Origin of the sequence: Phyllobacterium sp. 22229 (assembly GCF_052056495.1) — a bacterium.
GTDB classification, from domain to species: Bacteria; Pseudomonadota; Alphaproteobacteria; order Rhizobiales; family Rhizobiaceae; genus Phyllobacterium; species Phyllobacterium myrsinacearum.
This window is the reverse complement of record NZ_JBQEPA010000012.1, coordinates 63,029-87,805: the sequence shown is the minus strand read 5'-3', so window position 1 is coordinate 87,805 and position 24,777 is coordinate 63,029. Positions and strand designations below refer to the sequence as shown.

Sequence of the window (24,777 nt, the reverse complement as noted above, 5' to 3'; positions counted from 1 at the left end):
GGATACCGCTGGCAGGCCGGTTATCGGTCTGGGACAGTTTATGCATCCCGAAGAGAAGGCGGAACGCACAACAGTCGAATGTACTATATGCACCGCGTTATCCTGGGCATCACAGATGAGCGGCTTGTCGATCACGTCGATAGAAATGGCCTCAACAATCGCCGCTCTAATTTGCGGGAAGCAAATAGAACACAAAACATTGCAAATACCGGTCCGTACAAAGGCAACATCTCCGGTTTCAAAGGTGTGTCTTACGACAAGGAACGGAACCTTTGGAAAGCTCAGATTAGGGTCGAAGGGCGTTCGAAGTGCATTGGCCGGTTTGTTACTCCGGAAGAGGCGGCCCGCGCTTATGACGAACTTGCCTTTGCCGCTTGGGGCGAATTTGCATACCTGAATCAAGATCATCACGAACACCTATGCTCGAAGCTGGTCCAGGCTGACAGTGAGGTCGCATGAAGCCGACCGATCACTTTACCGACGCAGAACTCGACGATGTGCGCGAGCAGGCAACTCATGGTCATCCGATTTCGCCATATTCGGTCTTGAGCCTCATTGATCGGCTCGAAGAGTCCGAACGCGTTTCGGAAAGCCGGTTACGCCGTCTGCGCGTCGCTGAAAAGCGGCTTCACCGCGCCAAGAAGACAGCACGTTCGTCCGTCGAAGATTTGGAGGTTTCAAAGTGACCTCCCACATCCTTCTCATTGCTCGCCGCGAGCTTTGGAAGCCAATCGAAGGCTTCAATTACTGGGTTTCCGATCGTGGTCAGGTCATGAATTCCAATGGCCACGTGCTTAAACCATTCAAAACAGAAGCCGGGTATCTCATCGTCAAACTGTGTTCGAATGGCATTGCGAAGAATTACAAAATTCATCGGCTTGTCGCTGCTGCTTTCGTAGAGAACCCAGGCAACAAAGACGAAGTGAACCACAAGGATTTCGACAAGCAAAACAATTGCTTCGAGAACTTGGAGTGGTGCACCCATCAAGAGAATATGGATCATTGGTTTATCTTCGGAGCACCGCCGAAGCCGCCATCCAGGTCGAACTCGCGCCCGCGCCGAACCAAAGAGGATGTTCGCGCTCGCATGGCTGAGTATCAGAGAACTTACGTCCGCAAGTGCAGGCAGTGGCGCACATTTCAAGGTCCTTTGACCCTGGCCGAGTTTGAACAGCGTGCTTCTCGCCCTCGTATCAAAGGGAGGTTCGTTTGTTCCCAACATTGATCTCCTTTCATATTGCTCGCTTCCGTCCTTACCCCAAGGCCTCCCGCGGTTGTTTGAGCATGTCTGGCCACCGGAGCGAGGTCATTTGCTCCGGTGGCCTCTTTTCTTGCCGTCACACGGGACAGGATAGTTCCGGCAAGAAATCCAATGCTTTCAAAATTGTCATCAACGCTGTGATCCCCATCGCTGCCGTTGATGCCGTTTGCCCCATCCTGGGCGAGTTCTTTCTGCGTCGTCTGATCCACTCCTTTGGTTACTCGCTGCGTCATGCAGTGAATCTAGCCAAGGATTTTGAGCATGACGTTGTCAGAAAACGAGCATCACGTTGTCAAATTGAAATCGGAGCCGGAAGTCGTGAGTAGGGCCGAAATTGCCAGTGGTTACGTCAACCGCATGGTTGATGTCGAAAGCCAAGGCTGGGGCGATGTGTACCCGGCAATGGAGCGTTTGGGACGCCGGTACCGGCTTTCAAAGTGGACGCTCAATCATCTTAGAAAGCGGCGCGCAAAGACTGTCGATGACAGCACATTTCAGCGCATCAGGTCCGCATACCTCCATTTCTGCGAACAGCAAATTTCAAATCTCAAGCACGAATTAGAAGTCGAAAGGTCGGTGAACCCGGATGCTCATATGGAGGATTTTGAGCGCGAGGCTTCGCAGCTTTTGGCGAAGGTTCGTGAAGCGAAGAAAACAAAAGAAGCTCCAAAAGATCGATAGAAGGGCAGGCGACAAATGACAGACCTTTTGACACAAATTGAACCGGCGGCGAAGGTCACGTCGAGCATGATCAAGACTGCTATCCGTAACAGTTATGCTGCGCCCGCATATCAAACGTTCTTCGAGGTTTCCAACGATACCGGCAACAGGATCAAGACCTACGCCGACGCGGTATCGGTCGGGATTTGGCCGTCGACTGGACATCAGGTCCACGGTTTTGAAGTTAAGGTATCGAGAACTGACTTCCTCAATGAGATGAAAAACCCCGGCAAATCGATGCCGATTTTCAAGCATTGTCATCGTTGGTCGCTCGTCTGTCCCCAAGGCATGGTGAAAAGTGACGAATTGCCTCCGAACTGGGGATTGTTCACGTTCAAGGATGGCTCGCTCCGCAACGCAAAGAGCCCGCCGCTTCTTCAACCTGAAGCGATGACCCCAGGATTCGTTGCGGCATTGGTCCGGCGTGCAGGGGAACTCGACAATGAGATAGTGGCTTCCGCCGTTCAAAAGGCGCGCATTGAAGAGAAGGCCACTTTTGCCCGGAGCATGGAACATGAAATCCATCGTCTTGCGGGCAATCATAGCGAGCGTGCCGCAACTGCCTTGAAGTTCATGGAGAGCTTCGAGAAGGCGCTCGGGTCAAGCATATATTCCTTCCAGATCGAAGAATACGCGCCGCTCATCGCACTGATGAGTAAAGCAGGTCTCGATAGGTCTTGGAATGGGCCCTCCCAGATCGCCAAGCAGCTCGAAGCCTCTGCAAAACAGATCCGTGATGCAATCAAAGAATTCGGTGCGGGGGTGGTAAAATGACAGCCTACGGCCTTACACCACGCCAATCAGAACTGATGACGTTCCTTGCCACCTATGACCGGGATCACGGTTACGCGCCGACGTTCGACGAGATGCGTAACCACCTCAGGCTCAAGTCGAAGTCTGGCATTGACCGCCTTCTGAATGCTTTGGAAGAGCGCGGCTATATCTGCCGCATTCCAAACAAGGCTCGGTCTATCAGCATTGCGAGGCCGGCATGAACGTTCTCTCGCCACTTGATCTAATTCTTGGCTTCTATCGTGAGCATCCTAGTAGCCAATGTGGAGTTGTAATGGGCGCCATCAGCGCCCGAATGAACGCGCCGGTGGCAGTTGGGACAAAGCGCGATCACGTGCCGCGGATCGTCGGGGCCGCCATCTGTCATTCGTCGAATGTGATGGGGTTCCAGGTACGGAACTCCATTCGCTCGAAGAAATGGGGCAGGGGTTTCGCAGCCTTCGCAATTGCCCATAGCTCTGGCAACGACATAGTCACGAACATCTCGACTGCGTTCGAAAACGGTAGTGGTCTTTTTCGTTTTACCGGGGCTGTCCTTGGCGGCCGCCATTGCCTTTTTGCGAAGTGCCGCAAGATCAGGCGCCGCTGCTCCAATGGCAGGCGCAACCGCTTCAACGACTTCAACCAGGCTTCCGATCGGCCTCAGCTCAAAGACAATAGCGTCGCGGAGATTGTTTTCACGATCTGGTGCGCGTTCGATGTGGTGAGAGTCATAGACAAACTCGTCCTCAAATCTCAGGCCGGCCTTTGTCTTGGTGAAAAGAAGCAGGCTCTTACCGTCAATCGAGTGGTTCGCAACAGCCTTGTTGCCGGCACGAATGGACATGTCGCCGACCTGGCCTTCGCCGAAGTATTCAAACACTCCATCGGGACGCCACCGGTCAGCATAGCCGTGTTCAAGGCCTTCTTCGCCGGTAATGATAATGACCAATCCATGCTTGGCCGGCGAGATGATCCCGCCTTGCTGCTGGCCCCCGAAAGGCGCGTGAATGTCTTTACGCCGATTATAAATACGGCCGCGCTCAAAGCCCCAACTCATAGAATCCCCCAAACGAAATATGCCCTGATCGAACCCTTTCATCTCGATCAACGTTTTTCAATGGGAGTCGCTGCATGAGCGACAGGCTTCACACATTCATTCTCTGCGGTTTGGCCCTCATTGGCGCGGCGATCCTGTTCTGCGCTTACTCATTGCCGGCCGACGCGCTGCCTAAACCAGCAAACCCCGTTTCAATCGTGAGGTGCAACCATGGCTAAAAAACCAAAGGTATCCGTACGTCTTGAAAATCTGATGTCTCAGGTTCGTGCTGGGAAGGCTATCTGCCTGACCATCCGACATTCCGAGGTTGGCGACGAGCGGGAATACTGGATCGAAACAGGGGGAGCATCCGTAGGTGCCTGGGCGGTCCACCGCGCTCTTGAGCTCGGTCTGATAGTCCCCGCACAAGACGCGCTGTTTCCCGACATGGACAGTCAAACTTATCGGGCGGCTTGAGATGACGGATCGGATTCCAAGCAGCGAAATGGCTGAAGAACTGAACAAGCTCGTGATCGGCAAAGCGAGTTGGCTTCAGGATTTCTCACAGGGCAAGCGAAAGCGGCCTGACCACGAAATCGAAACTCGTTGGCGCGAATTGAAGGTCTTGAAACAAGCGGCATCCGATTACAGCGCTGCATCAGAGCGCAAACGAGGTGCGGCATGAAACACGGATTGGAATGGTACAAACACGAGCCCAGAGCCTTCATTGATGGCGTTCAGGGTATGGGACCAGAGCTTATCGGCGCATACATCGTATTGCTCGATCTCATTTACGCACGCGGTGGCGAAACCATGCGCGATGACCGCCATCTCGCTGGCATTCTGGGCTGTTCAATCCGCAAAGCAACGGCACTGACTGAGGGGCTGATTGAGCAGGACAAGATCCAATTTGAAGCCGGTTATCTCTCCAATTCACGCGCAAAAAGAGATGTGAAATCAGCGCGAAACAGTTATGAAACCCGCTCGAAATCACAGTCTGATAGGCGCGAAAATGAAGCAGAAGTCAATGAAAACAATGGGTTAAAAGACAAGTCTGAGACAAGCGCCTTTAATAGAAAAGATAAGAACAGAATAGATGAAAAACCTAACAGTTTTTCAGGGCGCACAAGTGCGCGAAAACCCAATGGATTTGTCCACATCCGAAAGCCCTTAGAGGCAGCACAATCACTCATTCAGGAGTTCCAAAACGATGAACAACGCGGAGAAGATCGAGGTAACCAAATCACTGGCGAAGCTGTTCGGCAGTTTCCCTCAATCGCCCATGTCCGATCCTGACTTGCAGATCCGGGCATACTTCGATGCGGTGGAGGAATATGAGTGCCAGGACATTCTCGCTGCAGTACATCGCTTCCGGCTCGGTGAGGTCAAGGAGGTCAACAAGGCCTTCTGCCCGTCAACTGCCCAGCTCTGCGACGAGGTGCGCTATCGCAAGCAGATGCGGGAAATCATGACGCGCGCCGGCGTTAAGCCCGGATCGCTTCTGGTGCAGTGAAATGTCCGAGAGCATTCAGGAACGCGCAGACCGGATTATCGCAGTGAGCCCAGCGCTGGCGCGGGAGATAGCTCGCCGGTTCAATGCAGAGCCATCCGGCCTGACCAAGCGCCAGGCAGAAGCATTGGCCTTCCTAAAGGGCTTTCAGTCTGAGCATGGCGTTGCGCCGACCTATTCCGAAGCCGCCGAAGCTCTTGGCGTCTCGAAGACGGCGGCCTTCAACATGATCCATCGGCTGGAGAAGCGCGGGCATATTCAAATGCTGTCGCATCAATGCCGGTCAATCACACTCGTAGACGCGGCGTAGGGTCAGACAGGGGCAGGGCATGTTAGCATTCATCGACAAAGACAAGCACTGGTACGTAGTGAGAACCAACGTGAAGGCTGAAGCCAAGGCCGCGGAGAATATCCGCAAGGTCGGCTACGAGACCTATCTGCCCCGGCGCCGGGTCGAGGTGAAGAACCATAAGACGCATACTTACTCGCTGCGAGAAAGTCCGTTGATGCCTCGCTATCTCTTTGTCTCATTCCAGCGTATGGACGCGAATTTCTATCGGGTGTGTAGTTGTGATGGCGTTGAAAGTATCCTTTGTGTGGGCGGTCGTCCTATTCGTGTTTCTGCAAACAGCGTCGAAACAATCTTTCTCGCCGAAACTGATATGACATTCGATGATACACGGGCAGCTCGCATTCATCGAAAGGAAGAGGCAGCGTCCGCGAAGGAGAACGCCGCCCGAAAATTTCCGGTTGGTCGAGATATCCTTGTCATGGGGCCTGGCAATCCGTTTGCTTCGTTTGAAGGTGTCGTTGATGAGGTCACCAAAGCGGGCAAGATAATCGCATTGATCGAATTGTTTGGGCGATTGACGCCCGTTACTTTTGATCCATCGGAGCTAATCTTGTCAGTGGCTTGAGCCTGTCGTGGAACCCTAAGGGACAAAAGACCCTTGTAATGATTTCTGGAGACTATCACGAGTAAGAATTCGGGTTCCAAGCAGCTCTGTTGCCACTTCTTCAACCAGTTGATCAAGTTCGATAGATAGCAACGCCAGCGACGAAAACTTCGAGTCTTTATCTATAATCTTCCTGGTGCCGTCGGGAGTTTGTAGTTCTAGAGTCGACGCCTTGTTTGCAACAAAGCTGTCTAAATGCGCCTTAGTGACCCAAAGCAAACCCAGTTCATTCCAATTCTGGACGAACAGCTGCACACTATTAAAATGCCAGACTATTGACGCTATATCGTAGCTGCTCAGATCAATTGTCCCAATACCTTCATAATCGGCGATGAGAGTTTTCAACAGTCGGATAATTTTCTTTGCATTTCCAAGTGTTGCACCGTCCTTTTCGTTTATCTTGTGCATGTGCATGAAAGGATAATTCAACATTCGGGCCCCTTCCTTTTTCAAGAAGATGAAAATCCCTCTATCTTTCTTTTCAAGTGTTCGTTGGTACTCGGCGCTATCGTACCAATGTGCTGGTATAACGTCGATCTCCCTTCTAAGTGATCCGCCAGAAATTGTTATTGCTTTCGATCCGCTAATATCAAGATCGGCCTCTGGAAACGCATCTGCCAGAATTCGTTCGGCCTTCCGCCGTAGGACTGAAAGTTCGTCCTCAGGCGTTCCTCCAGTCCATGGACTGTAGTAGAGAGAATTTGCTCGGGCTCCATCGGTATCATAGACAACCATGATGTTTCTTAGAAGCAGCAGATCGACATCGCTGACGCCTTTGATATGAATATTTAAAGGCACAGATCCTTGGTAATCAAATGCAACTGGAATGTTGCCGTTTAACGCCTTTTCAAGTTGATTTTTGACCCGGTCACCCTCAGAAAATGAATTCTGTGTGTAGGTCGCATCGACTTCTTGCATGGCGCCAAGAGCATACATCGAAGCCTTGTTGTTTGTTCGTTTCTGATACGACTCTTGTATCGGCACGAACGAACCGTCGGCAGCCTGTACCCGTTTCTGGATATCAGAGGGCCCCATGCGGCGCGCTTTAAGTTTTTGAAGTCTGCTATCAAAATCACGCGCCATTAGATTTGCTCCGAGTTAGTATCATTTTGCCGCAGGTGCCCCGTCCTCTGGCGTTAAAGTAATCCCCTTCGGCCCGCTTACTGCCGGGATCGAAAGACAGTTCGCAGTATCCCAAATGTGGATTTAATGGCTCGCCAGTACGAGGTTCGTTTCGATAGCTGTACATTAGCATCCAACGTTTCCCTCCTTCTGGGACAAGGGCGGCCGAGACGCTGGAGGAGGCGGACTGTGCTGTTCTCAAGTACACACGGATTTTTTCCCAATTCTGGGAAATGTGTACAGCTCCAGACCACTCATATTTAACGGCTTCATTTTCGATAGTTTGCCCTTTGCATTCCCATTGACCATCAATGTTGGGAATACTCGAAACGAAAGAAAGAAGCTTCCAACCCCATTTATTAAAAATGAAATGCACTATCAAATATACGACCGCAGCGGAAATAGGCACCATCAGTATGCTTTGAGTCCAGCTAGGAAGCCCCCATGTTGCTGCTAGATTCGCGAGGCCCACTCCAGCGCCTGTGAATGTCGAAGCGACTATGGCTGAGAATATAGCAAGGTAACGACCTATACTGGTGCGACTGTGTCCTACGACAGAATATTCATGTTCGCCCATAGATACTCCAAAAATTGAATTACTTTTAAAGTACTATGGGACACTCGTGGGCAAAGCAATTCGTGCGAATTGTTGTTCACCGAAATTGTCATTGCCCAATTGAGGTCAAAACGTCAAACCCATATAGGTGTAATTACCCATACTATGAAAATAATCCTTCCAAAGAGTTTCGCAATCATGTATACGACACTGATGTGATTTGCGGCTGACTGGCGGACCTAGGGACAGGGAATACTCGCCGAGTGCATGGGAAGAGCTTCACGGCTTCCCGCCATGGATAACTTTGCCTAGTCAATATAGATTGACCATCCTTCGCTTTCCCAGTGATGATAGCGATTACGAACGATGGATGACCTTGAGGGGGCGCATATGACGCTTTTGGCGATTTGGCACCGAAAGGATCAGGGTCTCATCTTTGCGGCTGCGGATAGTAGATTGACCAACTCGGATGGTTCAATCCTCACAAATCATGCGCCCAAATTTACTTCCTGTAGAGTAAGTTGTTTCGCGATCGGCGCAAAAAAACATACTCGAGTTTTCGATACAAACATCGCAATAGGTTATGCTGGAAGCAGCTCCGTTGCTTTTGCAACGATCGCCACACTTCAGGCCTATACATCTGTGCTGGCGTTGAAAGAACATGGCCAAATTCCACGTATTGCTGACATTGGAGAATTAGCTCGCCGGATATTGGAGAGCAATTTCAAGGACTTCGGAGCAATATGGGACATTAAATCGGTTTGTGACATGGTAGTTTTAGGAAAGATGCCTCACGACAGAAATGTTCAAGTCGCGCATTTGCAATGCACAGTGAAGGACGGCGTGGCTGCTGTTAAACTTAATATGCTCTCCATTATCGATCAGGACATTTGCGCGGCATTTGGGAGCGGGAGCAGCTACTTTTTTGAACAATTGGAGATTGATAAGGTTGGCGGAGGGCGCTTTGAGCCGATCAATTTAATCAACCGAATTATTCGAAATGATGAACGCAAGGATATCGGTGGGGATTTGCAGCTGGTGACGGCGGGCAAAAACGGAGTGGAATTTCCATTCATCGTAAAAGATCGCGCCAAATTTGGTAAAAACGCAATGGATGTTAGCTTTTTAGGACGTAGAAGTGACGTTTTAGGTTTGGTTGGTGATTGTACAATTGGACTTGTCGCGCGACGGTAATGGCACGGCCGTAGCAGTGAAGCGTTAGGAAGTGCGTACTTAACTGGTCAATTGAATGTTCATTTCTCGCCCTTTGCCACCTGAATCAATTATATCACTCGATGCCAGGATAACCTTTGCTCCCGCTCCTGAATTGGTTGAGTGGGCAAGGACAATCTTCATCGACGAGGATGCAAAGCTGTTCAATCCAGATCATTTCCATCTCAACAGCGCATCCATAGGGGTCCTTTGGACTAATGTTGCAAATGCTCGCAAAGGCCACAGGATTCTTGGTCAATGTGAAGAAGGTAAGCCAAGCGGTATGATGGGCAAGTGGGGTAAGGCCAGAGCTGAAGAGCAAATCATCGGATGGTTTGGCACCGTACCGAATTTCATCATCACGATAGATGCTTTGTACGCCATGGAATGTTCAGACGCTGAGTTCTGCGCACTGATCGAGCATGAGCTCTACCACGCCGCGCAAGAGCGCGATCCTTTCGGCGCTCCAAAGTTCAGCAAGAGCACCGGTCTTCCTGTCTTCTGCATGAGGGGACATGACATCGAAGAATTTGTCGGCGTCGTTCGCCGATATGGCGCAGATGCCACGCATGTAAGGGCTTTGGTAGACGCAGCCAATGCAGGGCCAGAGATTGCCAACGTTGGCATCGCTCAAGCGTGTGGCACATGTCAGCTACGTGCTGCTTAAGTGGGTTAGGGCCCGATTAACTCTTTCAGTTTCGTGAGCGCATCTTGGGGTGCAATCAACAGTGCCTTATCGATTAAGTATTCATTGGTGCCTTTGGATTCGAGAGTGCCATCCACGCGGACATGTTCCCATTCGTGCTCAACTCTCTTTCTCCCGTCATCGTATTCCACCAAGTGCCACCAGGTTTTGTACTGACCCAAATGACCTTTGGCGTAATAGTCCAACAGTGTGCGTTTCATGCTTAATCCTCCCCTGACCGGAGCCTGACATTTCGATGGCAAAAGGCAAGCTCAATCAGCACGTGCAGACCTTCATCGTTCAAAGCCTCGCATGCTTCGATACGCCGTCTGTTGTGGTCGAAGCAGTCAGGAAAGAATTTGGGGAGTCAATCACCCGCCAATCGGTTGAGGGATATGACCCAAACAAGAAGGCTGGAGCCAACCTTTCAGAGAAGTGGAAAGCGCTGTTCGAGGAGACGCGCAAGACCTTTCTCGAAGACACCGCGACCATAGCGATATCTCATCGCGCCGTTCGGCTTCGGGCTCTTCAGCGCATGGCGGAGAAGGCGGAGACGCAAGGCAACATGGTTCTTGCCGCATCACTGATGAAGCAGGCCGCAGAAGAAGTTGGCAACGCTTACACAAACCGGCGCGAACTGACCGGGAAGGATGGAAAGGATTTGCCGGTGCCAGTGTCGCCGGTGACGATCTTCCAGTTACCCGATAATGGCAGGAGTTAGCGCAGGGCAGGTCGCCCAAACCATCATTCGTCCGCAGGAAGGGCCACAGACAGCTTTCCTAGCTTCTACGGCAGATATCGCGATTTATGGCGGATCGGCCGGCGGCGGCAAGACATGGGCGATTCTGATGGAGCCGCTGCGCCATGTGGCAAATCCACAGTTCGGCGCGGTGTTCTTCCGCCGGTCAACAGTTCAGGTTCGAAATGAAGGTGGTCTTTGGGACGAAAGCGAAAAGCTCTATCCCGCGATAGGTGCAGCGCCAAAGGAACATGTGCTTCAATGGAACTTCCCGTCGGGATCGTCGGTTTCATTCGCTCATCTGGAGCATGACAAGACCGTCCTGAACTGGCAGGGCTCGCAGATACCGCTCATCTGCTTCGATGAGCTGACGCATTTCAGCGCAAAACAGTTCTGGTACATGGTTTCCCGTAACCGCTCGATGAGTGGCGTGAAACCCTATATCCGGGCTACATGCAATCCTGATGCCGATAGCTGGGTTGCCGAATTCATATCCTGGTGGATCAATCCAGACACCGGATTGCCCATTCCTGAGCGTGCCGGCGTCCTGCGTTGGTTCGTTCGTATCGGAGACGCGATAATCTGGGCGGACAGCCCGGCCGAACTGGCACACCACACAGCACCGAATGAAGACGGCATTGAAGCGCCGATTCCACCGAAGTCGGTGACGTTCGTTCCGGCCAAGCTTAGCGACAACCGGGCGCTGATGGCAGCGGACCCGAGCTATCTCGCCAGCCTCATGGCGCTACCCACGGTCGAGCGCGAGCGCCTTCTTGGTGGCAACTGGAAGATCAGGCCCGCCGCAGGCCTCTACTTTCAGCGTGGTTGGTGCACCGTTGTCGATGCGATACCGAGCGGCGCGCGCTGGATGCGTGGATGGGATTTGGGCGCAACGCTCAAGACCGAGACGAACGATCCTGATTGGACAACCGGTACGAAGATCGGAAAGCTTCCAGATGGGCGCTACATCGTGGCCCATCATTGTCGTGATCGAACTTCGCCCGCCGGCGTCGAGAGACTGATCAAGAACACCGCGGATGCCGACGGCAAAGACGTGGAAGTCTCACTTCCGCAGGATCCGGGGCAGGCTGGCAAGGCACAAGCAGCAACTCTGATCAAGCTGCTTGCCGGCTTTCGTGTCCGGGCAACAGCGGAAAGCGGCGATAAGATTACGAGATTTGGCGGCTTTTCTGCCCAGGCAGAAGCTGGAAATGTCTTGGTGCTTCGCGGCAACTGGAATGAGACCTGGTTCACCGAACTCGAGAGCTTCCCTGAAGCTGCACATGATGATGACGCGGACAGCACAAGCCGAGCCTTCAACGCCTTGTTGAACGGTTCATCTCAGGCACTGTTCGGCACATATGGAAATCAATGATGACTGACCTGCAGCCAAACGCCACCAGTTCCGATTATGAAGCCATGGCGCCGTATTGGGTGATGGTGTCGACGATCCTTGCCGGCGCCACCGCAATGCGGAAGGCAAAGCAGTATCTGCCAAAGTTCCCGAACGAATCCGAGACCGACTACAAGTTCCGCCGGGAAAACAGCAAATTCACCAACATCTTTCGGGATATCGTTGAGAACCTTGCGGCAAAGCCTTTCTCCAAGGAAGTCGAGCTTACGGACAAGGCGACGGATCGCATCAAGAAGTTGTCCGAGAACATTACAGGGCAGGGCGATCATCTGCATGTGTTTGCCGCCAACTGCTTCTTTCACGGTATTTCTTACGCCATTGACTGGATCCTCGTCGACTACACCAAGAACGTGCCGGCAAATGCAACGATCGCGCAGGAGGATGCACTCGGTGCCCGGCCTTATTGGGTGCGAGTCCCGGCGCAGAATGTCCTGGCTGCCTATTCCGAGATGATCGGCGGCGTTGAAACCTTCGTCCATGTCCGCATCAAGGAAGATGCAACGGTTCGGGAGGGCTACGGCGAGAAGACAGTCGAGCGGGTACGTGTCCTCAATCGTGAACTGGAACGGAACGAGCAGGGCGACGTTATCAGTGCCGCCGATGCAACGTGGGAAGTGTTGGAGAAGCAGAAGGACAGCACCGGTAAGGATGTCTGGGTGTCTGTTGGCTCTGGCCCGCTCACGATCAAGGTCATTCCGCTGGTTCCGTTCCTCACAGGCCGCCGCCTCGGTCATTCGTGGCAGGTCGTGCCACCGTTGCAGGATGCTGCCGATCTGCAGATCGAGCACTACCAGCAGGAATCAGGGCTGAAATACGCCAAGGAACTGACATGCTTCCCGATGCTAGCAGGCAATGGCGTTACTCCGGCCGAAGGGCCTGATGGCAAGCCGCTTGCTGTACCAGTCGGACCGAAGTCGGTTCTTTACGCGCCATCCAATGGCGAGGGAAAGCATGGCGAATGGAAGTTCATCGAGCCTTCTGCTGAATCGCTGAAATTTCTTGCCGCGGACGTGAAGGAGACAGCCCAGCAGCTTCGCGAGCTCGGCCGCCAACCGCTGACAGCCCAGACCGGGAATCTTACCGTTGTTACGACCATGTTCGCAGCCCAGAAGGGCAACAGTGCAATTCAGGCTTGGGTGTTGAATCTCAAGGACGCGCTCGAGAACGCAATGCTCCTTACGGCACTCTGGTTGAATGAGACGAACGAAGCGGAAGTCATTGTTCATACCGATTTTGACGTTGAGACCGACAGCGTCGACGCCATGAAGATCGTTCTGGAGATGAAAAAGGACAGTCTGATTTCGCGTGCTGCGACGATCAGCGAGGCCAAGCGCCGGAACATCCTGTCACCTGAGTACGATGCCGAAGACGATATGGAAATTATCCTCGGCGAAGTGCCAGGCGACGATACGACAGACGACCAAACGGCAGCCACCACGCCGAAGACACCGCCCATCGCGGCCTAAACCCACCATTCATCATTCAAGATTGGCCCGTTTCACGGATGTGAGCGGGTGCACGGGCGGGATCGCCCATAGAGCAGGGCGGATGCCCGGAAAGAACCACCATGAAACTCAAGACTATAACGATCGACGGTAAGACCTACGCCGAAACGCAGGACGGTAAGCCCGTCTTTATCCATGAAGACGGCAAGGAAGCTGCTTTCGATGCAGTCACGACGGTCGCAACGATTTCGCGCCTCAATGGCGAAGCCAAGACACATCGGGAAGCCAAGGAAGCCGCAGAAGCCAGGCTGAAAGCCTTCGACGGTATTGATGACGGTGAAGCTGCTCGTAAAGCGCTGGAAACCGTCAGGAACCTGAAGGACGGCGAACTCGTCACTGCCGGCAAGGTCGAAGAAATCAAAGCTGCCGCAAAAAAAGCCGCGGAAGAACAGGTTGCCCAGGCCGCCAAGGCCAGTGGCGAACAGATCAAAACGCTGGAGACCGAACGCGACAAGCTTCGCGATGATCTCTATGGCGAAAAGATCGGCGGTGCATTCTCACGCTCGAAGTTCATCACGGATAAGGTAGCAATCCCTGCTGATCTGCTTCAGGCGCAGTTCGGCTCGCGCTTCAAAGTCGAGGACGGCAGGACTGTTGCCTATGATGCCGCGGGCAACAAGATCTACTCGCGCTCAAAGCCCGGCGAAATTGCGGAGTTTGATGAAGCGCTCGAAACGATCATCGATGGCTATGCTCACCGTGATGCGATCCTGAAAGGCTCGGGTAATTCCGGCGGCGGCGCAAAGCCTGGAAGTGGCAATGGTGGCGGAACCAAGACCATCAGTCGCGCAGAATTCGAAGGTCTCGATCCTTCGAGCCGTTCTTCCAAAATGAAAGAGGGTTTCACTGTAACCGAGTGAAGCCAAATGATTTGCCGCGGCCCGGATGGGTGGCGGTGTGCCGGGCTGGATAGCCCAACCAACCCCTAAACATCGCCAATCCAAGCCACGAAAGGGCTATCACCATGAACTCCATCACGGGGCTTTTCCCGACACTCTACAATGCACTTGATATCGTTTCCCGCGAACTCGTCGGTTTCATTCCGGCTGTTTCCTCGGATATGACATTCGAACGTGCCGCGGTCGGCCAGACAGTCATGTCTCCCGTTGCTCCTGCCTCGGTCGCTACTGACATCACTCCTGGCGTTACGCCGCCCGATGATGGTGATCAGACCATCGGCAACGTCCAGATGACCATCACCAAAGCCCGTCGTGTTCCGGTCCGCTGGAATGGCGAGCAGAAGCTTGCACTCGACAACAACGGCGCCAGCTACAACGTGATCCTGCGCGATCAGTTTGCCCAGGCAATGCGTACCCTCTGCAATGAAGTGGAAGGCGACCTTGCAGCGCTCCACGTCTTTGCCTCCCGTGCCTATGGTACACCCGGCACAACACCGTTTGCGACGAACCTTGCCGACACTGCACAAAGCCGCAAGATCCTTTCGGACAACGGCGCGCCACTCAGCGACCTGCAGATGGTTATCGATACCTCTGCCGGCGCGAATATGCGGACACTGACTCAGCTCTCTAAGGCGAACGAAGCGGCTGACACTTCGCTTCTGCGCCGCGGCGTGCTGCTGGACGTTCATGGCTTTGCAATCCGTGAATCCGGTCAGGTGAAAACGGCGGCTGCTGGAACGGGTGCCGCTGCAACGACCAACGCCACCGGTTATCCCGTCGGCACAACCGTCATCACGCTTGCTTCGGCCGGTACCGGTGCGGTTATTCAGGGTGACGTGATTACATTCGCCGGTGATCCGAACAAGTACCTCGTTGCATCGGGTGACACCGATGTTTCCAACGGCGGCACTATCACCCTTGTTGCTCCAGGTCTTCGCAAGGCTCTCCCGTCCGCTGCAGCGGCCATTACCATCGCTGCCGCATCCGCCCGCAGTCTCGCCTTTGCCCGTTCGGCAATCGCGCTGGCAACGCGCGCGCCGGCCCTTCCTGATCAAGGCGATCTGGCTCGTGACCGTACACTGGTCACTGATCCCGAATCCGGCCTGACCTTCGAAGTGGCGATGTACCCGCAGTATCGCCAGATGCAGTACGAAGTTTCGCTTGCTTGGGGCGTCAAGGCCGTCAAGTCGGAACACATCACTGCGCTTCTCGGCTGATCCTGATCAATCGCCGGGGCCTCGGCCCCGGTTCCCTTCCTCAAAACACTGGAGTTCGCAATGTCGAACGCAACCATTCAGGTAAAGCCATGGTCAGACGATCAGGGTGAATACGTCATCATAAACGAAGTGGATTTCGATCCAGATTTTCACGAACTGCTCGACGGCAAAGCCAAGAAGCCTGCTGTATCGAGCGATACCGTCGACAAGTCGGCGCTTGAAGTGCTCGCAATGGCCACTGATCCATCTGTTCAGTTCTTGTCGTTCAAGTCTGCTGCCTCTAAGCTGCTCGGTGATAAGACACCATCCAAGAAGGATGAGATTGTCGCTGCGCTCGAGGAACTTGCGACCAATCCAACGTCGTAAGCAGATGACCACGATCGTTTACCGCAATGGCGTGATGGCTGCCGATAGCCGGGCGTATGCCGGGAACAAGCAGCCACTCGGCATCAAGAAGAAAATCCATCGCCTGGCTGATGGTTCTCTGTTCGGGTGCAGTTCCTCCAAGGTTGGGCTTCCTGAGAAGCTTCGCCGCTTGGTCGAAGAGTTCGGCGTTGAGAGATCATTCAAGGAATCGATTGATGCTCAAGCCATCGTGGTCAAACCCAATGGCGACATCTTCTATTTCAATGCAGAGGACAGCTTTTCCGGTCCAATCGCTTCGGATTTCATCGCGATAGGATCGGGCGAACACTACGCACAGGGCGCTCTCATGATGGGGGCGGATGCAGTTCGAGCCGTCGAGATTGGCTGCGAGTGCGATGTATGGACCGATGGGCCCATTACCCAACTGAAATTTGAGAGCTGATCATGTCTCTGATCGTTGAAACAGGTACGGGCTCGACCGATGCGAATGCCTTCTGGGATGTCGCCAGCGTAGACGCTTATCACTCCACACGGGGTAATGCAGCTTGGGTTGGGGACAATGCACTCAAGGAAGCTGCAATCGTCCGTGCTACAGCGTTCCTCTCTGTTTCCTATCAATGGCAGGGCTACAAGGTCAAAGGCCGCCCGCAAGCGCTCGCATGGCCGCGCTACGGCGCCGTTGATCGCGAGAACTGGGCGATTGGTCCGAACGAAATTCCCATCGAGATCAAATACGCAACGGCAGAGGTTGCACTCCGTGAGTTGATCGTCCCAGGCTCTATGTCACCAGATTTCGTCGCTTCCGAACAGGTCAAGCGTGAGAAGGTTGGCGACCTCGAAACCGAATACCTCAATGCCAACACGTCGGCCGACGGTGCGCGACCGGTACTCCTGATCGTCCGTGATCTGATCGGCAATCTACTGCGCACGGGTGCCGGAAATGTCCTGGTTGGGCAGGCGTACCGCGCCTAACGCCGGTCGTTATAGGGCTCTTTCGATTCCCCGACCAGTTTTGCAAGTTCGGAGAAAGACCACGGCGTCTCGGCGCCTGTGTCGTTGGCGATTTGCAAAACTCTGATGGGAAAACACACTGCATCCCGGTTGGATGGAGACATGTTTTCGGTGAATCTGTTGTCGCTTCGCGCAGTCGCTTCTGCCTTGTCGAACGCAACGTCCAATTCTTCTTGAGAGACGATACCCTTCGAAACCAGCAGGCGGTTGATCGATGCGATAGCTAAACAGAGCCCTTCAATTTGCAGATTTGCTGCATGCATAGCGCTGCTCCTTTTGGTTTGAATGTTCCCTACGCATTCAACGCGCGAATGGCTGGAATGATCCCGAACCAAGGATAGAGGCATGAACAAATTCAACTATCCTCGCGCGCAAGCGACTGCTCTGCGACTACTCGAAAAGTTCGGCCAGTCTGGCTTGCTCATCCGCGAAGTACCGGGATCTGGTCCTGTATGGGATCCGGGCGAGCCAGTGTCGACGCCATATGGATGCGTTGCAGCGATACTGGCCATTGAACTCAAGGACGTTGACGGCACGCTCGTCAAATCGACAGACCGAACCGTCTATGTCGCTGCCAAGAGACTTGTCGTAGAGCCAACCACAACCGACAGGTTCGTTTTTAACGACAAGTCATACACCATCGTAAAAGTGGCGTCGCTCGAACCGTCGAATGTGGTGGTTTACCACAAGCTTTTTGTGAGGGCTTGATCAGTCTCTCTCAACTGTCACGTTGATGAAATCAGGATAGATATCCACGGTAATAAGAGGTGTGCCATTCAAAATGGCTTTCCTTGCGCCGTCGGAGAACGTCCCATGGTTCAACATGGTTTCGAGCCGTGCGCGATTATCCTTGCTCTTGAAGAAGCCGTCAGGTTCATCTTCACTGTCATGAGAGCCGTAGACGTAATAATTCGCGCGATCTTGACGGATGATTGCCGCAGCGCTTTCCAGCCTGACGCCAGAGGAATTGAAGTGATCCTTCGCGCTCAACCTGGCGGTATAACTTTCTAAGGGCTGCGACAAAGCAGATCCAGTGAATGCAAGCACAATGCTGGCGGCAAAATATACTGATTTCATGGTGTTCCCCCTAAAGCGTGGCGACCCTACTCAAGGGCATCCGATCTGTCGAGAGTTAAAACACAATGCTCAAACGACTTTCAGCCCGCGAGAAGTTCGAACAACTGATCGCCGACTTCGAACCATTATTGCGCAATGCCTTCATGGAGAGCATTGCCGACATCAAATCGAACATCCAGATCAAGCGGATTGTCGAGCGGCTGGAGCGAAACGACATCGCCGGCGCCTTCGACATGCTGCACATGGAGCCGGCAGCGTTCCGTCCATTGGATAAGGCCATTGCTCAGGCTTATGAAGGCGGCGGCGTGGCGGCCGTTTCTTCGATGCCAGCCATCAAGGAGCCCGACGGCGCGAAACTGGTTGTTCGTTTCGATACCCGCAACTATCGCGCCGAGGCTTGGCTTCGCGATCACAGCACAGGTCTGATCAACGACATCATTGCCGATCAGCGTGTAGGTATTCGTACCTACTTGACCGAAGGGCTGGAAGCCGGTCGCGGGCCGCGAGCAATGGCGCTTGATATCGCTGGCCGCCTCAACCGGGCGACAGGCGTCCGTGAAGGCGGGATCATCGGCCTGACGTCCACACAGGCGAAATATGTTGCATCGGCACATAGCGAGCTTCTTTCGAACGATCCAGTGCAGTTAAAGCACTACCTGACGCGCAACCGGCGGGATAAGCGCTTTGATGCAACCGTTCGAAAGGCAATATCAACCGGCAAGGCGATACCAGTCGAAACCGTCGACCGCATGACCACCCAGCAATATGCGAACCGGCTTTTGCTCCTCCGCGGCGAAACGATTGCCCGCACCGAGACTATGGGTGCATTTAATGAGAGCCAGATGGAAGCCTATCGACAGTTGATCGACACCGGTGCCATCGCCGAAAGCGTCGTGCAGCGTGTCTGGCACACTGCCGGTGACAGCCGGGTCCGTGACACACATCAGGGCATGGATGGTCAGACCGTTGGTTTCAGAACGCCGTTCCAATCGCCGAATGGTCCCTTGCTTCAGTTCCCGGGCGACCCGAGCGCGCCAGCCTCTGAAATCGTCAACTGCAGGTGCCGTATGAGCATCAAGATCGACTTCCTTGCGGACTTGGATTGATGGCCGTCTCAAACGTTTCCTTTTCGTCTCAAGTGTCCGAATGGGTGCAAGAGACGAACAAGCGTCTCATTGCTGTGTTTCGCACGTCGGCGAGCATGGTCATCGAGGAAATGCAGAAGACAACCAATCAAGGCGGCCTCAACCGCATCGATCTTGGGCATCACATCGCCTCTCTGCAGGTAGGCATCAACACGCCGCCACAAGACGCGATCCGCAAGGCGCCAACTACACCAGCCAGGCCATTCGCAATGGGCGCGGTTGACGCATCGATCGCCGGGGCCGAACTCGGCGACACAATTATGGCTTCCTATGGAATGGCCTACTCGCTTCGCCTTGAATACGGATTTGAAGGCACTGACAGCCTCGGCCGCACATACAGCCAACCTGCTTATGCATTCGTGCGCACAGCGGCACAACGCTGGCCCCAGATCGTTCAACAAGCTGAAGAATTGGCCAAGGCACGCGTTGCAGCAAGGAATTCATGATGGCCGCTTCAACGATTGAGGGAATGATTCCCGAGGCGCTGCTTGCTCATCTGTCATTGCTCGCGCTGTCGCCAGCGCTTCCGATTGCCTACCCGGATATCCAGTTCAATCCTCCCGCAACGGCCTATCTCAAGGTCTACTACATCCCCAACGGCACCCAGCGCATTTGCATCACCCCAGGCTCGCCAAACCGATATCAAGGCATCCTTCAGGTGACAGTCGTGTTTCCGGCAGGGCAGGGAGCGGTAAAGCCAAATGATGTAGCGGGCCAGATCGCCAGTCACTTCGCGGAAGGCACGCAACTGCAAACCGCTGCCGGTCCCGTTCGCATCGACAAGCGGCCAAGTATTGAGCGTCCAATGCAGGACACCGATCGCATTCAGATACCAGTTTCAATCGACTGGATTGCCTACCTCTGAGGCAAAGCCGTTCCCATCCCTTCGGCAAGGATATTCAAAGCAAAGGAGGCCACCATGGCCAATCTGTACCCGGTCGCCGGATGCCGAATCTATATCGGTGCCGCGGTGGACCTTCCCGATGTCGACGTTGTCGCTGCCGACTTCACGGCTACCACTTGGGTTGAAATCAAAGACTGGACCCAGATGGGTGCATTCGGCGATGCGGCCGCGCTCATCACCACGCAGCTCATTGACCGCAAGCGGGACGTGAAGCAGAAGGGCACGCGCAACGCAGGCCAGATGCAGAACGTCTTCGCCGTGTTGGCCAGTGATCCCGGTCAGATCGCGCTTATCGCGGCTGAAAAGACGGACCAGAACTATCCATTCAAGATCGAGCTCAATGACAAGCCGGCAGTTGGCGCCGCACCGAAGAACTCGCTGCGGTATTTCATGGGCCTCGTCACCTCCGCTCAGGAAGCGGGCGGCGCGGCGAATACCGTGCAGAGCCTCAATTCAACGGTCGAAATCAACACCAACATCGTGAAAGTCGCGGCTTCGGCCACATAAGGAGAGCTACATGACTACCAAGACACAAAAGATCAACGATCTCTCTGCATTCGACGGCCTCAAGGAAGCGCAGGAAGCCGGTATCGACATTGAGATCAAGGATCCTTCCGGCCAGCCCATCGGTGTTTCGATCCGGGTTGCCGGGCCGGACAGTGAACGCCAGCGCAAAGTGATGAAGGCGCTCACCAACGAACGCATCAACAACGAAGACCTTGCCACGGCCACCGCAGAAGACATTGAGGTCAACACCCTCAAAATCCTTGCGGCAAGCGTCATCTCCTGGTCGCCGATTGTCCTCGATGGTTCCGATCTCCCTTGCTCGGAAGAAAATGCCATTCGCCTGTTCACCCGCTTTCCGTTCATTCGTGAGCAGGTGGAAAAGAAGGCAGGCAAACGCACGGGTTTTATGAAGCGCTCGTAAGGGCGCTCCGAAAAGCCATTCGTGACAACCATGTTGATCGGCGGCCGCGCATTCCTGCCGCCGGTCAGCACGTCTGGGTTTGGTTCGCTTATCTCGATCGGAAGCGCTTCCACAACGGATACGCCTTCATGCCTATCAGCCATCTTGAGATTGATGCCTGGGCGCGGCTTCACGGCGAAACGCCCGCAGCTTGGGAATTGCGCGCATTGAGCGCGATGGACGTAGAGAAGATGATCCTGCTCAACGCATCTGATGACGACAGCAAGGACGTGGTTTCGTCAAGGCCAATGTCGGTGGAGCTGTTCGACGCGTTGTTCTGAAAGCGTTTGCCTGCTAATCCAGACCAGCTTTACGAGCGTGATCAAAGAATGGGGAGAGAAGTGCGCCCCCGTATTTGATATGTTTTTCGAGGCATTGGACAATTGCATTAAAATGGTCGGTTGAGAGATACGCAGCTGGCCCATCGATCTGCCGGCGATCCATCTCTCTGATACTATCTATGTGTGTCTTGAAAGACAGCCATAAGAGGTTGTCCCGCTTGATCTCATCAAGCACGAGCGCATAGGTATTTTGAAACAAAGCGACGGTAACGATTTGATGCTCTCCATCAACCATTACGTTGACCGGATGAGTGTAAATCACGTCATCGTTTGAGTTCATCGCCATTCCCCGCATCTTGCCGTTGACGATATCTCCCGCTCTCCAAAGGATCAATAGATGACCATTGCAAGTCTTGGTTTGGCCGTTGATAGCGCGCCAGCCGTACGAGCTGCCGTTGATCTGGATAAACTCGCTGGTTCGTCGGCGACTGCAGAAGCCGCAGTAGCAAGATTGGGCACGTCGACTTCTGGTGTTATGGGAAAGATTGGTGCGGGAGCTGGTGCCATTTCGCAGAAGCTTCGCGAGGCGGCAAATGATGCCGAATCTATGGCCGCACGTATCAATCGAGCTCTGAATATTCGAGCAGAATTCGGTGGAATAGGGCGTGGCACCGATATCGCAGCCTACGGCGCCGAACTGGATCGCCTGAGAACCAAATTCAACCCGCTGTTCGCAACAATTCAACAGTACAAAGCAACACAGTCTGAAATTCGGCAAGCGCATGCCATTGGCGCAATTGGTATCGATGAAATGACAGCTGCGCTCAATCGTGAGCGCAGTGCTGCCTTAGCTAGCATCGCTGCGCTCAAGGGTCGGCAGGGAGCATTGGGTCAAACACGTCCAGGGCAGGGTGCTGGTACGTTTCAGACAGCGAACATTGCGGCTCAATTCCAAGACATCGCGGTAACGTCAGCAATGGGTATGGCGCCACTGCAGATTGCTTTGCAACAGGGCACACAGCTCAGCGCTGTTCTCAATACGATGGAAAGTCCGGTTCGTGGTCTGGCGTCGGCATTCTTGTCGGTGATCAACCCAGTTTCATTGGTGACGATAGGTGTAGTCGCCCTAGGTGCGGCAGCGATCCAATACTTCACAACATCAGGACAGGGTACAAAAAGCCTGGATGACATCCTCAAACAGCACAAAGACAACATTGATCGTTTGGGACCTGCTTATGCAGCGGCTACTGAGGCAAAGAACAAATATATCAACGAAAGCCCTGAATTGTCAGATGTTCGCTTTGGGGCTGATCGTGACGACGCCATCAAGAACCGGCTTCAGGAAGCCAAAGCTGCCAGTGCCGAAATTCTCAGCCGATCTTTGCGAAGTCAATTGACTGGAGATGACTTCATTTTCGCTGCTGCGCTGCCGTCGAAGTTTGAAGGTGCTACCAAGGCAATTGATAATTTTAAGAGGTCAGTTGCAGATGGTGCACCTCGTGTTCGCGAGTTCCAACTAGAAATCGGCAACCTCGTCAACAACGGCGCAATTTCCGCCAAAATTGGCCAGGAATTGCTGACGGTGACCAATCAGGCACTTGAAGCAGAGGACAAGCTGCTGAATGTCTCGGGAACGACTGATCGTGTGGCAAAGGCGTTTTCGGATGCACAGCGGGCGATTGACGGCATCAATCCACTTGGAGCTGCGGGAAGACTTTCAGATATCGAATCGCGGTTGGAAAGCTTACGCAAAAAGATGCAGGCCGGAGAAGCTACGACAAGTGATCTGTCGCGCGAGATCAATAATCTTGCGACACTCAATCCAGATTTGTCGAGCCCCATTAACGAGATTGCTCGGTTGCTGGGAATTGCTGCTCTTGCAAAAGCTCAAATCGAAGGATTGTCCAATACTGGCAAGGGCGACAGATTGCGCGGCCCAGGTAGGAGTCAGAACGAGTTCGACGATGCGTTGAGCTTCTTCCTGCGATCCGACAAGGATCTACGCGAAAAGCTAGAGGCCAAGAACAAGGAGATTGATCGCGAGGCCAGGCCGAAAGTTGACCGAGACGCAAATGCTTATCGTGACCTCTTGAAATCCGCTCAAGACCGGGTTGCGCAGAGCAAACTCGAGGCGGACTCCGCTGGACTGAGTGGCATTGCTCAAGACGTCCTGAGGTTCAAGTTGGACTTGCTTCAGAAAAGTCAGCGCAAGGGCCGCGAAATCAGCGAAGCTCAGACAAAAGCCTTGCTCGATCAGGTTTCAGCCTACGAAAGGAACGCTACCGCGGCCGCCAAAGCGACCTTGATGGCCGATCTCATGTTCGAGCGTCAGCAGATGTTCCGGTCTCCTATTGATCAGACCGTTGCGTCAACGCTCAAGGGAGCAGGCCTTCCTATCGATTTTAATTCGGAAGCTGCCGCAGCAATACGGTTCAATGAGCAGGTGAAGGAAGCGAGATCGCTAGCAGGCGATTTCGTTAGCACGTTCACGCAGGGACTCGAAAGCGGCAAGTCGGTATGGGAAGCCTGGGGTGATGCAGCAATGTCCGTGCTCGACAAGATCACGGATAAGCTGCTCAACGACGTTCTCAATGCACTTTTCGAGGTCAATAAGGTTGGGTCAGGTAGTGGCGGCGGATTGTTTGGCTTCCTCGGAAGTCTGTTGGGTGGCGGTTCATCGGGTGCCGCTGCTGATCCATGGGCCGGCATGCGCATGGCAAACGGCGGGGCGTTCACCGGTGGCGTGCAGAAATTCGCAAATGGTGGCACCTTCACCAACTCCATCGTCAGCAGCCCGACGCTGTTCAAATTTGCCAGCGGTACCGGCCTGATGGGTGAAGCTGGACCAGAGGCCATCATGCCGTTGAAGCGGGATAGCTCCGGCCGTCTTGGTGTCTCGGCCGGCGGCGGCGCAGCCAACAACAATCAGCCCGGCCAAATGCGTGTCACCGTTGGCGTCTCTGTCGACAACAACGGGAACCTGCAAGCCTACGTCAAAGATGTAGCGCAAGCTGAAGGACAGAATGCTGCTGTTCAAGTCGTGACCGAGCGGGAAAAACAACGAGATGATTTGTATTGGGCAGGCGGTCACCCACGCTAGACTTTTTCGCCAAGACTTTGGGTGAAATAGAACGGCTTTAGGCCACGCTCAAACAAATCATGAACTGCGGCCAAATCAGTGTTGCCGCCAACCCGTAGAAAGTCATGGAGTTTGTTAAGCGAGCGTTCCACCAATTCTTTGTGGCTCAAATCTGCGTCAAAGGGAGTTCCGATGGCTACGTGCGCGCCAAACGGCATCTCTCCGGGTACATCTTCATACTCGATATGAAACGTAGCGATGAAACGATCTTGATCGCCGCCGACAACGATTTTGTCGAGTCGAATAGCGCTGAGCCGCATGATGTACCTTTCCGCGAGAAT

38 protein-coding genes are annotated in these 24,777 nt (G+C 53.7%); 30 read left to right on the top strand and 8 right to left on the bottom strand.

The window, feature by feature from the left end; all coding sequences use genetic code 11:
• Positions 1-87 precede the first annotated feature (87 nt).
• The 6 genes from ACTJJ7_RS15910 (at position 88) to ACTJJ7_RS15885 (ending at position 2,976) form a co-directional block, all read left to right on the top strand.
• Positions 88-459 carry an AP2 domain-containing protein gene (locus ACTJJ7_RS15910; protein ID WP_440968012.1) on the top strand — a complete coding sequence of 124 codons (372 nt, stop codon included), beginning with the start codon at positions 88-90 and terminating at the stop codon, positions 457-459.
• Positions 456-686, top strand: coding sequence for a hypothetical protein (locus tag ACTJJ7_RS15905; RefSeq protein WP_440968010.1), 231 nt, complete (start codon positions 456-458; stop codon positions 684-686). The genes ACTJJ7_RS15910 and ACTJJ7_RS15905 overlap by 4 nt, the downstream gene beginning before the upstream one ends.
• On the top strand, positions 683-1,225 hold the full coding sequence (locus tag ACTJJ7_RS15900) for an NUMOD4 domain-containing protein (protein ID WP_440968008.1): 543 nt from the start codon (positions 683-685) through the stop codon (positions 1,223-1,225). The genes ACTJJ7_RS15905 and ACTJJ7_RS15900 overlap by 4 nt, the downstream gene beginning before the upstream one ends.
• A gap of 297 nt (positions 1,226-1,522) precedes the next feature.
• The gene (locus ACTJJ7_RS15895) at positions 1,523-1,942 is read left to right on the top strand and encodes a hypothetical protein (protein WP_440968007.1); all 420 of its coding nucleotides are present in this window, start codon (positions 1,523-1,525) and stop codon (positions 1,940-1,942) included.
• Between the two features lie 15 nt (positions 1,943-1,957).
• The gene (locus ACTJJ7_RS15890) at positions 1,958-2,755 is read left to right on the top strand and encodes a hypothetical protein (protein ID WP_440968005.1); all 798 of its coding nucleotides are present in this window, start codon (positions 1,958-1,960) and stop codon (positions 2,753-2,755) included.
• Positions 2,752-2,976, top strand: coding sequence for a LexA family protein (locus ACTJJ7_RS15885; protein ID WP_440968003.1), 225 nt, complete (start codon positions 2,752-2,754; stop codon positions 2,974-2,976). Before ACTJJ7_RS15890 ends, ACTJJ7_RS15885 begins: the two co-directional genes overlap by 4 nt.
• 20 nt (positions 2,977-2,996) lie before the next feature.
• On the opposite strand, the gene ACTJJ7_RS15880 is transcribed toward ACTJJ7_RS15885, so the two are convergent.
• Positions 2,997-3,227 (bottom strand): HNH endonuclease, encoded by a 231-nt coding sequence (locus tag ACTJJ7_RS15880; RefSeq protein WP_440968207.1) that lies wholly within the window; start codon positions 3,225-3,227, stop codon positions 2,997-2,999.
• 795 nt (positions 3,228-4,022) lie between these two features.
• Here ACTJJ7_RS15880 and ACTJJ7_RS15875 point away from each other — a divergent pair.
• Genes ACTJJ7_RS15875 through nusG form a run of 6 tightly spaced genes read left to right on the top strand, consistent with a single transcriptional unit; the run spans position 4,023 to position 6,218 of the window.
• Positions 4,023-4,268 (top strand): hypothetical protein, encoded by a 246-nt coding sequence (locus tag ACTJJ7_RS15875; protein ID WP_440968002.1) that lies wholly within the window; start codon positions 4,023-4,025, stop codon positions 4,266-4,268.
• Position 4,269: 1 nt separating this feature from the next.
• Positions 4,270-4,476: a hypothetical protein gene (locus tag ACTJJ7_RS15870; protein ID WP_440968000.1), complete on the top strand. Its 207-nt coding sequence runs from the start codon at positions 4,270-4,272 to the stop codon at positions 4,474-4,476.
• Positions 4,473-5,087 (top strand): DUF1376 domain-containing protein, encoded by a 615-nt coding sequence (locus tag ACTJJ7_RS15865; RefSeq protein WP_440967999.1) that lies wholly within the window; start codon positions 4,473-4,475, stop codon positions 5,085-5,087. Before ACTJJ7_RS15870 ends, ACTJJ7_RS15865 begins: the two co-directional genes overlap by 4 nt.
• Positions 5,074-5,304: a hypothetical protein gene (locus ACTJJ7_RS15860; RefSeq protein WP_440967997.1), complete on the top strand. Its 231-nt coding sequence runs from the start codon at positions 5,074-5,076 to the stop codon at positions 5,302-5,304. Before ACTJJ7_RS15865 ends, ACTJJ7_RS15860 begins: the two co-directional genes overlap by 14 nt.
• 1 nt (position 5,305) lies before the next feature.
• Positions 5,306-5,611, top strand: a complete 306-nt coding sequence (locus tag ACTJJ7_RS15855) for a LexA family protein (RefSeq protein WP_440967995.1) — start codon at positions 5,306-5,308, stop codon at positions 5,609-5,611.
• 19 nt (positions 5,612-5,630) lie between these two features.
• A complete protein-coding gene (gene nusG / locus ACTJJ7_RS15850; protein ID WP_440967993.1) occupies positions 5,631-6,218 on the top strand; it encodes a transcription termination/antitermination protein NusG in 588 nt (195 codons plus the stop codon).
• A gap of 15 nt (positions 6,219-6,233) precedes the next feature.
• Here nusG and ACTJJ7_RS15845 read toward each other — a convergent pair whose 3' ends face one another.
• Together ACTJJ7_RS15845 and ACTJJ7_RS15840 are read right to left on the bottom strand one after the other, a co-directional pair.
• On the bottom strand, positions 6,234-7,340 hold the full coding sequence (locus ACTJJ7_RS15845) for a hypothetical protein (RefSeq protein WP_440967991.1): 1,107 nt from the start codon (positions 7,338-7,340) through the stop codon (positions 6,234-6,236).
• Entirely contained in the window at positions 7,330-7,956 is a 627-nt protein-coding gene (locus tag ACTJJ7_RS15840; RefSeq protein WP_440967990.1) for a Cap15 family CBASS effector, read from the bottom strand. The genes ACTJJ7_RS15845 and ACTJJ7_RS15840 overlap by 11 nt, the downstream gene beginning before the upstream one ends.
• Before the next feature lie 345 nt (positions 7,957-8,301).
• Between ACTJJ7_RS15840 and ACTJJ7_RS15835 the strand changes: the two genes are divergently transcribed.
• The gene (locus ACTJJ7_RS15835) at positions 8,302-9,129 is read left to right on the top strand and encodes a hypothetical protein (RefSeq protein ID WP_440967988.1); all 828 of its coding nucleotides are present in this window, start codon (positions 8,302-8,304) and stop codon (positions 9,127-9,129) included.
• A 55-nt stretch (positions 9,130-9,184) separates the two neighbouring features.
• Entirely contained in the window at positions 9,185-9,814 is a 630-nt protein-coding gene (locus ACTJJ7_RS15830) for a putative metallopeptidase (RefSeq protein WP_440967987.1), read from the top strand.
• A 5-nt stretch (positions 9,815-9,819) separates the two neighbouring features.
• Here ACTJJ7_RS15830 and ACTJJ7_RS15825 read toward each other — a convergent pair whose 3' ends face one another.
• The gene (locus ACTJJ7_RS15825; protein WP_440967985.1) at positions 9,820-10,053 is read right to left on the bottom strand and encodes a hypothetical protein; all 234 of its coding nucleotides are present in this window, start codon (positions 10,051-10,053) and stop codon (positions 9,820-9,822) included.
• 35 nt (positions 10,054-10,088) lie between these two features.
• On the opposite strand from ACTJJ7_RS15825, the gene ACTJJ7_RS15820 reads away from it, so the two are divergent.
• The 8 genes from ACTJJ7_RS15820 to ACTJJ7_RS15785 all read left to right on the top strand — a co-directional run bounded on the left by ACTJJ7_RS15820 (position 10,089) and on the right by ACTJJ7_RS15785 (position 16,944).
• On the top strand, positions 10,089-10,553 hold the full coding sequence (locus ACTJJ7_RS15820; RefSeq protein WP_440967983.1) for a DUF2280 domain-containing protein: 465 nt from the start codon (positions 10,089-10,091) through the stop codon (positions 10,551-10,553).
• Positions 10,540-11,946, top strand: coding sequence for a phage terminase large subunit (gene terL / locus ACTJJ7_RS15815; protein ID WP_440967981.1), 1,407 nt, complete (start codon positions 10,540-10,542; stop codon positions 11,944-11,946). The genes ACTJJ7_RS15820 and terL overlap by 14 nt, the downstream gene beginning before the upstream one ends.
• Entirely contained in the window at positions 11,946-13,451 is a 1,506-nt protein-coding gene (locus ACTJJ7_RS15810) for a DUF4055 domain-containing protein (protein WP_440967980.1), read from the top strand. The genes terL and ACTJJ7_RS15810 overlap by 1 nt, the downstream gene beginning before the upstream one ends.
• Before the next feature lie 101 nt (positions 13,452-13,552).
• Positions 13,553-14,350, top strand: a complete 798-nt coding sequence (locus ACTJJ7_RS15805) for a DUF6651 domain-containing protein (RefSeq protein ID WP_440967979.1) — start codon at positions 13,553-13,555, stop codon at positions 14,348-14,350.
• A gap of 104 nt (positions 14,351-14,454) precedes the next feature.
• Positions 14,455-15,606 carry a hypothetical protein gene (locus tag ACTJJ7_RS15800; RefSeq protein WP_440967977.1) on the top strand — a complete coding sequence of 384 codons (1,152 nt, stop codon included), beginning with the start codon at positions 14,455-14,457 and terminating at the stop codon, positions 15,604-15,606.
• A 60-nt stretch (positions 15,607-15,666) separates the two neighbouring features.
• Positions 15,667-15,972 (top strand): hypothetical protein, encoded by a 306-nt coding sequence (locus ACTJJ7_RS15795; protein ID WP_440967976.1) that lies wholly within the window; start codon positions 15,667-15,669, stop codon positions 15,970-15,972.
• Between the two features lie 4 nt (positions 15,973-15,976).
• Entirely contained in the window at positions 15,977-16,414 is a 438-nt protein-coding gene (locus ACTJJ7_RS15790; RefSeq protein ID WP_440967974.1) for a peptidase S14, read from the top strand.
• Between the two features lie 2 nt (positions 16,415-16,416).
• A complete protein-coding gene (locus tag ACTJJ7_RS15785; RefSeq protein WP_440967972.1) occupies positions 16,417-16,944 on the top strand; it encodes a DnaT-like ssDNA-binding protein in 528 nt (175 codons plus the stop codon).
• Here the strand turns inward: ACTJJ7_RS15785 and ACTJJ7_RS15780 are convergent.
• The gene (locus tag ACTJJ7_RS15780) at positions 16,941-17,246 is read right to left on the bottom strand and encodes a hypothetical protein (RefSeq protein WP_440967970.1); all 306 of its coding nucleotides are present in this window, start codon (positions 17,244-17,246) and stop codon (positions 16,941-16,943) included. The genes ACTJJ7_RS15785 and ACTJJ7_RS15780 overlap by 4 nt on opposite strands.
• An 82-nt stretch (positions 17,247-17,328) precedes the next feature.
• Between ACTJJ7_RS15780 and ACTJJ7_RS15775 the strand changes: the two genes are divergently transcribed.
• Positions 17,329-17,691: a hypothetical protein gene (locus ACTJJ7_RS15775; protein WP_440967968.1), complete on the top strand. Its 363-nt coding sequence runs from the start codon at positions 17,329-17,331 to the stop codon at positions 17,689-17,691.
• Here the strand turns inward: ACTJJ7_RS15775 and ACTJJ7_RS15770 are convergent, their stop codons facing one another.
• Positions 17,692-18,060, bottom strand: a complete 369-nt coding sequence (locus ACTJJ7_RS15770; RefSeq protein ID WP_440967966.1) for a hypothetical protein — start codon at positions 18,058-18,060, stop codon at positions 17,692-17,694.
• 65 nt (positions 18,061-18,125) lie between these two features.
• On the opposite strand from ACTJJ7_RS15770, the gene ACTJJ7_RS15765 reads away from it, so the two are divergent.
• Genes ACTJJ7_RS15765 through ACTJJ7_RS15740 form a run of 6 tightly spaced genes read left to right on the top strand, consistent with a single transcriptional unit; the run spans position 18,126 to position 21,357 of the window.
• Positions 18,126-19,166: a phage minor head protein gene (locus ACTJJ7_RS15765; RefSeq protein ID WP_440967965.1), complete on the top strand. Its 1,041-nt coding sequence runs from the start codon at positions 18,126-18,128 to the stop codon at positions 19,164-19,166.
• Positions 19,166-19,651: an HK97 gp10 family phage protein gene (locus ACTJJ7_RS15760; RefSeq protein ID WP_440967963.1), complete on the top strand. Its 486-nt coding sequence runs from the start codon at positions 19,166-19,168 to the stop codon at positions 19,649-19,651. The genes ACTJJ7_RS15765 and ACTJJ7_RS15760 overlap by 1 nt, the downstream gene beginning before the upstream one ends.
• Positions 19,651-20,070 carry a phage tail terminator-like protein gene (locus ACTJJ7_RS15755; protein ID WP_440967962.1) on the top strand — a complete coding sequence of 140 codons (420 nt, stop codon included), beginning with the start codon at positions 19,651-19,653 and terminating at the stop codon, positions 20,068-20,070. Before ACTJJ7_RS15760 ends, ACTJJ7_RS15755 begins: the two co-directional genes overlap by 1 nt.
• 54 nt (positions 20,071-20,124) lie before the next feature.
• Entirely contained in the window at positions 20,125-20,616 is a 492-nt protein-coding gene (locus ACTJJ7_RS15750) for a hypothetical protein (protein WP_223616100.1), read from the top strand.
• A gap of 10 nt (positions 20,617-20,626) precedes the next feature.
• Positions 20,627-21,037 carry a hypothetical protein gene (locus ACTJJ7_RS15745; protein ID WP_440967960.1) on the top strand — a complete coding sequence of 137 codons (411 nt, stop codon included), beginning with the start codon at positions 20,627-20,629 and terminating at the stop codon, positions 21,035-21,037.
• Positions 21,038-21,054: 17 nt separating this feature from the next.
• Positions 21,055-21,357, top strand: coding sequence for a phage tail assembly chaperone (locus tag ACTJJ7_RS15740; protein WP_440968206.1), 303 nt, complete (start codon positions 21,055-21,057; stop codon positions 21,355-21,357).
• Between the two features lie 13 nt (positions 21,358-21,370).
• On the opposite strand, the gene ACTJJ7_RS15735 is transcribed toward ACTJJ7_RS15740, so the two are convergent.
• Entirely contained in the window at positions 21,371-21,697 is a 327-nt protein-coding gene (locus ACTJJ7_RS15735; RefSeq protein ID WP_440967958.1) for a hypothetical protein, read from the bottom strand.
• 57 nt (positions 21,698-21,754) lie between these two features.
• Between ACTJJ7_RS15735 and ACTJJ7_RS15730 the strand changes: the two genes are divergently transcribed.
• Positions 21,755-24,457 carry a phage tail length tape measure family protein gene (locus tag ACTJJ7_RS15730; protein WP_440967956.1) on the top strand — a complete coding sequence of 901 codons (2,703 nt, stop codon included), beginning with the start codon at positions 21,755-21,757 and terminating at the stop codon, positions 24,455-24,457.
• Here the strand turns inward: ACTJJ7_RS15730 and ACTJJ7_RS15725 are convergent.
• Positions 24,454-24,756: a hypothetical protein gene (locus ACTJJ7_RS15725; protein WP_440967954.1), complete on the bottom strand. Its 303-nt coding sequence runs from the start codon at positions 24,754-24,756 to the stop codon at positions 24,454-24,456. The two genes, ACTJJ7_RS15730 and ACTJJ7_RS15725, sit on opposite strands and share 4 nt — an antisense overlap.
• Positions 24,757-24,777 lie beyond the last annotated feature (21 nt).

Coding starts and splice junctions, on each gene's coding strand:
- ACTJJ7_RS15875 (WP_440968002.1), top strand. CDS start 4,023: ATGGCTAAAAAACCAAAGGTATCCGTACGTCTTGAAAATCTGATGTCT.
- ACTJJ7_RS15905 (WP_440968010.1), top strand. CDS start 456: ATGAAGCCGACCGATCACTTTACCGACGCAGAACTCGACGATGTGCGC.
- ACTJJ7_RS15780 (WP_440967970.1), bottom strand. CDS start 17,246: ATGCATGCAGCAAATCTGCAAATTGAAGGGCTCTGTTTAGCTATCGCA.
- ACTJJ7_RS15790 (WP_440967974.1), top strand. CDS start 15,977: ATGACCACGATCGTTTACCGCAATGGCGTGATGGCTGCCGATAGCCGG.
- ACTJJ7_RS15730 (WP_440967956.1), top strand. CDS start 21,755: ATGACCATTGCAAGTCTTGGTTTGGCCGTTGATAGCGCGCCAGCCGTA.
- ACTJJ7_RS15750 (WP_223616100.1), top strand. CDS start 20,125: ATGGCCAATCTGTACCCGGTCGCCGGATGCCGAATCTATATCGGTGCC.
- ACTJJ7_RS15760 (WP_440967963.1), top strand. CDS start 19,166: ATGGCCGTCTCAAACGTTTCCTTTTCGTCTCAAGTGTCCGAATGGGTG.
- ACTJJ7_RS15865 (WP_440967999.1), top strand. CDS start 4,473: ATGAAACACGGATTGGAATGGTACAAACACGAGCCCAGAGCCTTCATT.
- ACTJJ7_RS15820 (WP_440967983.1), top strand. CDS start 10,089: ATGGCAAAAGGCAAGCTCAATCAGCACGTGCAGACCTTCATCGTTCAA.
- ACTJJ7_RS15800 (WP_440967977.1), top strand. CDS start 14,455: ATGAACTCCATCACGGGGCTTTTCCCGACACTCTACAATGCACTTGAT.
- ACTJJ7_RS15880 (WP_440968207.1), bottom strand. CDS start 3,227: ATGGGCAATTGCGAAGGCTGCGAAACCCCTGCCCCATTTCTTCGAGCG.
- ACTJJ7_RS15745 (WP_440967960.1), top strand. CDS start 20,627: ATGACTACCAAGACACAAAAGATCAACGATCTCTCTGCATTCGACGGC.
- ACTJJ7_RS15765 (WP_440967965.1), top strand. CDS start 18,126: ATGCTCAAACGACTTTCAGCCCGCGAGAAGTTCGAACAACTGATCGCC.
- ACTJJ7_RS15860 (WP_440967997.1), top strand. CDS start 5,074: ATGTCCGATCCTGACTTGCAGATCCGGGCATACTTCGATGCGGTGGAG.
- ACTJJ7_RS15870 (WP_440968000.1), top strand. CDS start 4,270: ATGACGGATCGGATTCCAAGCAGCGAAATGGCTGAAGAACTGAACAAG.
- ACTJJ7_RS15885 (WP_440968003.1), top strand. CDS start 2,752: ATGACAGCCTACGGCCTTACACCACGCCAATCAGAACTGATGACGTTC.
- ACTJJ7_RS15725 (WP_440967954.1), bottom strand. CDS start 24,756: ATGCGGCTCAGCGCTATTCGACTCGACAAAATCGTTGTCGGCGGCGAT.
- ACTJJ7_RS15890 (WP_440968005.1), top strand. CDS start 1,958: ATGACAGACCTTTTGACACAAATTGAACCGGCGGCGAAGGTCACGTCG.
- ACTJJ7_RS15775 (WP_440967968.1), top strand. CDS start 17,329: ATGAACAAATTCAACTATCCTCGCGCGCAAGCGACTGCTCTGCGACTA.
- ACTJJ7_RS15855 (WP_440967995.1), top strand. CDS start 5,306: ATGTCCGAGAGCATTCAGGAACGCGCAGACCGGATTATCGCAGTGAGC.
- ACTJJ7_RS15795 (WP_440967976.1), top strand. CDS start 15,667: ATGTCGAACGCAACCATTCAGGTAAAGCCATGGTCAGACGATCAGGGT.
- ACTJJ7_RS15840 (WP_440967990.1), bottom strand. CDS start 7,956: ATGGGCGAACATGAATATTCTGTCGTAGGACACAGTCGCACCAGTATA.
- ACTJJ7_RS15895 (WP_440968007.1), top strand. CDS start 1,523: ATGACGTTGTCAGAAAACGAGCATCACGTTGTCAAATTGAAATCGGAG.
- ACTJJ7_RS15785 (WP_440967972.1), top strand. CDS start 16,417: ATGTCTCTGATCGTTGAAACAGGTACGGGCTCGACCGATGCGAATGCC.
- terL (WP_440967981.1), top strand. CDS start 10,540: ATGGCAGGAGTTAGCGCAGGGCAGGTCGCCCAAACCATCATTCGTCCG.
- ACTJJ7_RS15830 (WP_440967987.1), top strand. CDS start 9,185: ATGTTCATTTCTCGCCCTTTGCCACCTGAATCAATTATATCACTCGAT.
- ACTJJ7_RS15845 (WP_440967991.1), bottom strand. CDS start 7,340: ATGGCGCGTGATTTTGATAGCAGACTTCAAAAACTTAAAGCGCGCCGC.
- ACTJJ7_RS15805 (WP_440967979.1), top strand. CDS start 13,553: ATGAAACTCAAGACTATAACGATCGACGGTAAGACCTACGCCGAAACG.
- ACTJJ7_RS15825 (WP_440967985.1), bottom strand. CDS start 10,053: ATGAAACGCACACTGTTGGACTATTACGCCAAAGGTCATTTGGGTCAG.
- ACTJJ7_RS15735 (WP_440967958.1), bottom strand. CDS start 21,697: ATGAACTCAAACGATGACGTGATTTACACTCATCCGGTCAACGTAATG.
- ACTJJ7_RS15770 (WP_440967966.1), bottom strand. CDS start 18,060: ATGAAATCAGTATATTTTGCCGCCAGCATTGTGCTTGCATTCACTGGA.
- ACTJJ7_RS15810 (WP_440967980.1), top strand. CDS start 11,946: ATGACTGACCTGCAGCCAAACGCCACCAGTTCCGATTATGAAGCCATG.
- ACTJJ7_RS15910 (WP_440968012.1), top strand. CDS start 88: ATGCACCGCGTTATCCTGGGCATCACAGATGAGCGGCTTGTCGATCAC.
- nusG (WP_440967993.1), top strand. CDS start 5,631: ATGTTAGCATTCATCGACAAAGACAAGCACTGGTACGTAGTGAGAACC.
- ACTJJ7_RS15755 (WP_440967962.1), top strand. CDS start 19,651: ATGGCCGCTTCAACGATTGAGGGAATGATTCCCGAGGCGCTGCTTGCT.
- ACTJJ7_RS15835 (WP_440967988.1), top strand. CDS start 8,302: ATGGATGACCTTGAGGGGGCGCATATGACGCTTTTGGCGATTTGGCAC.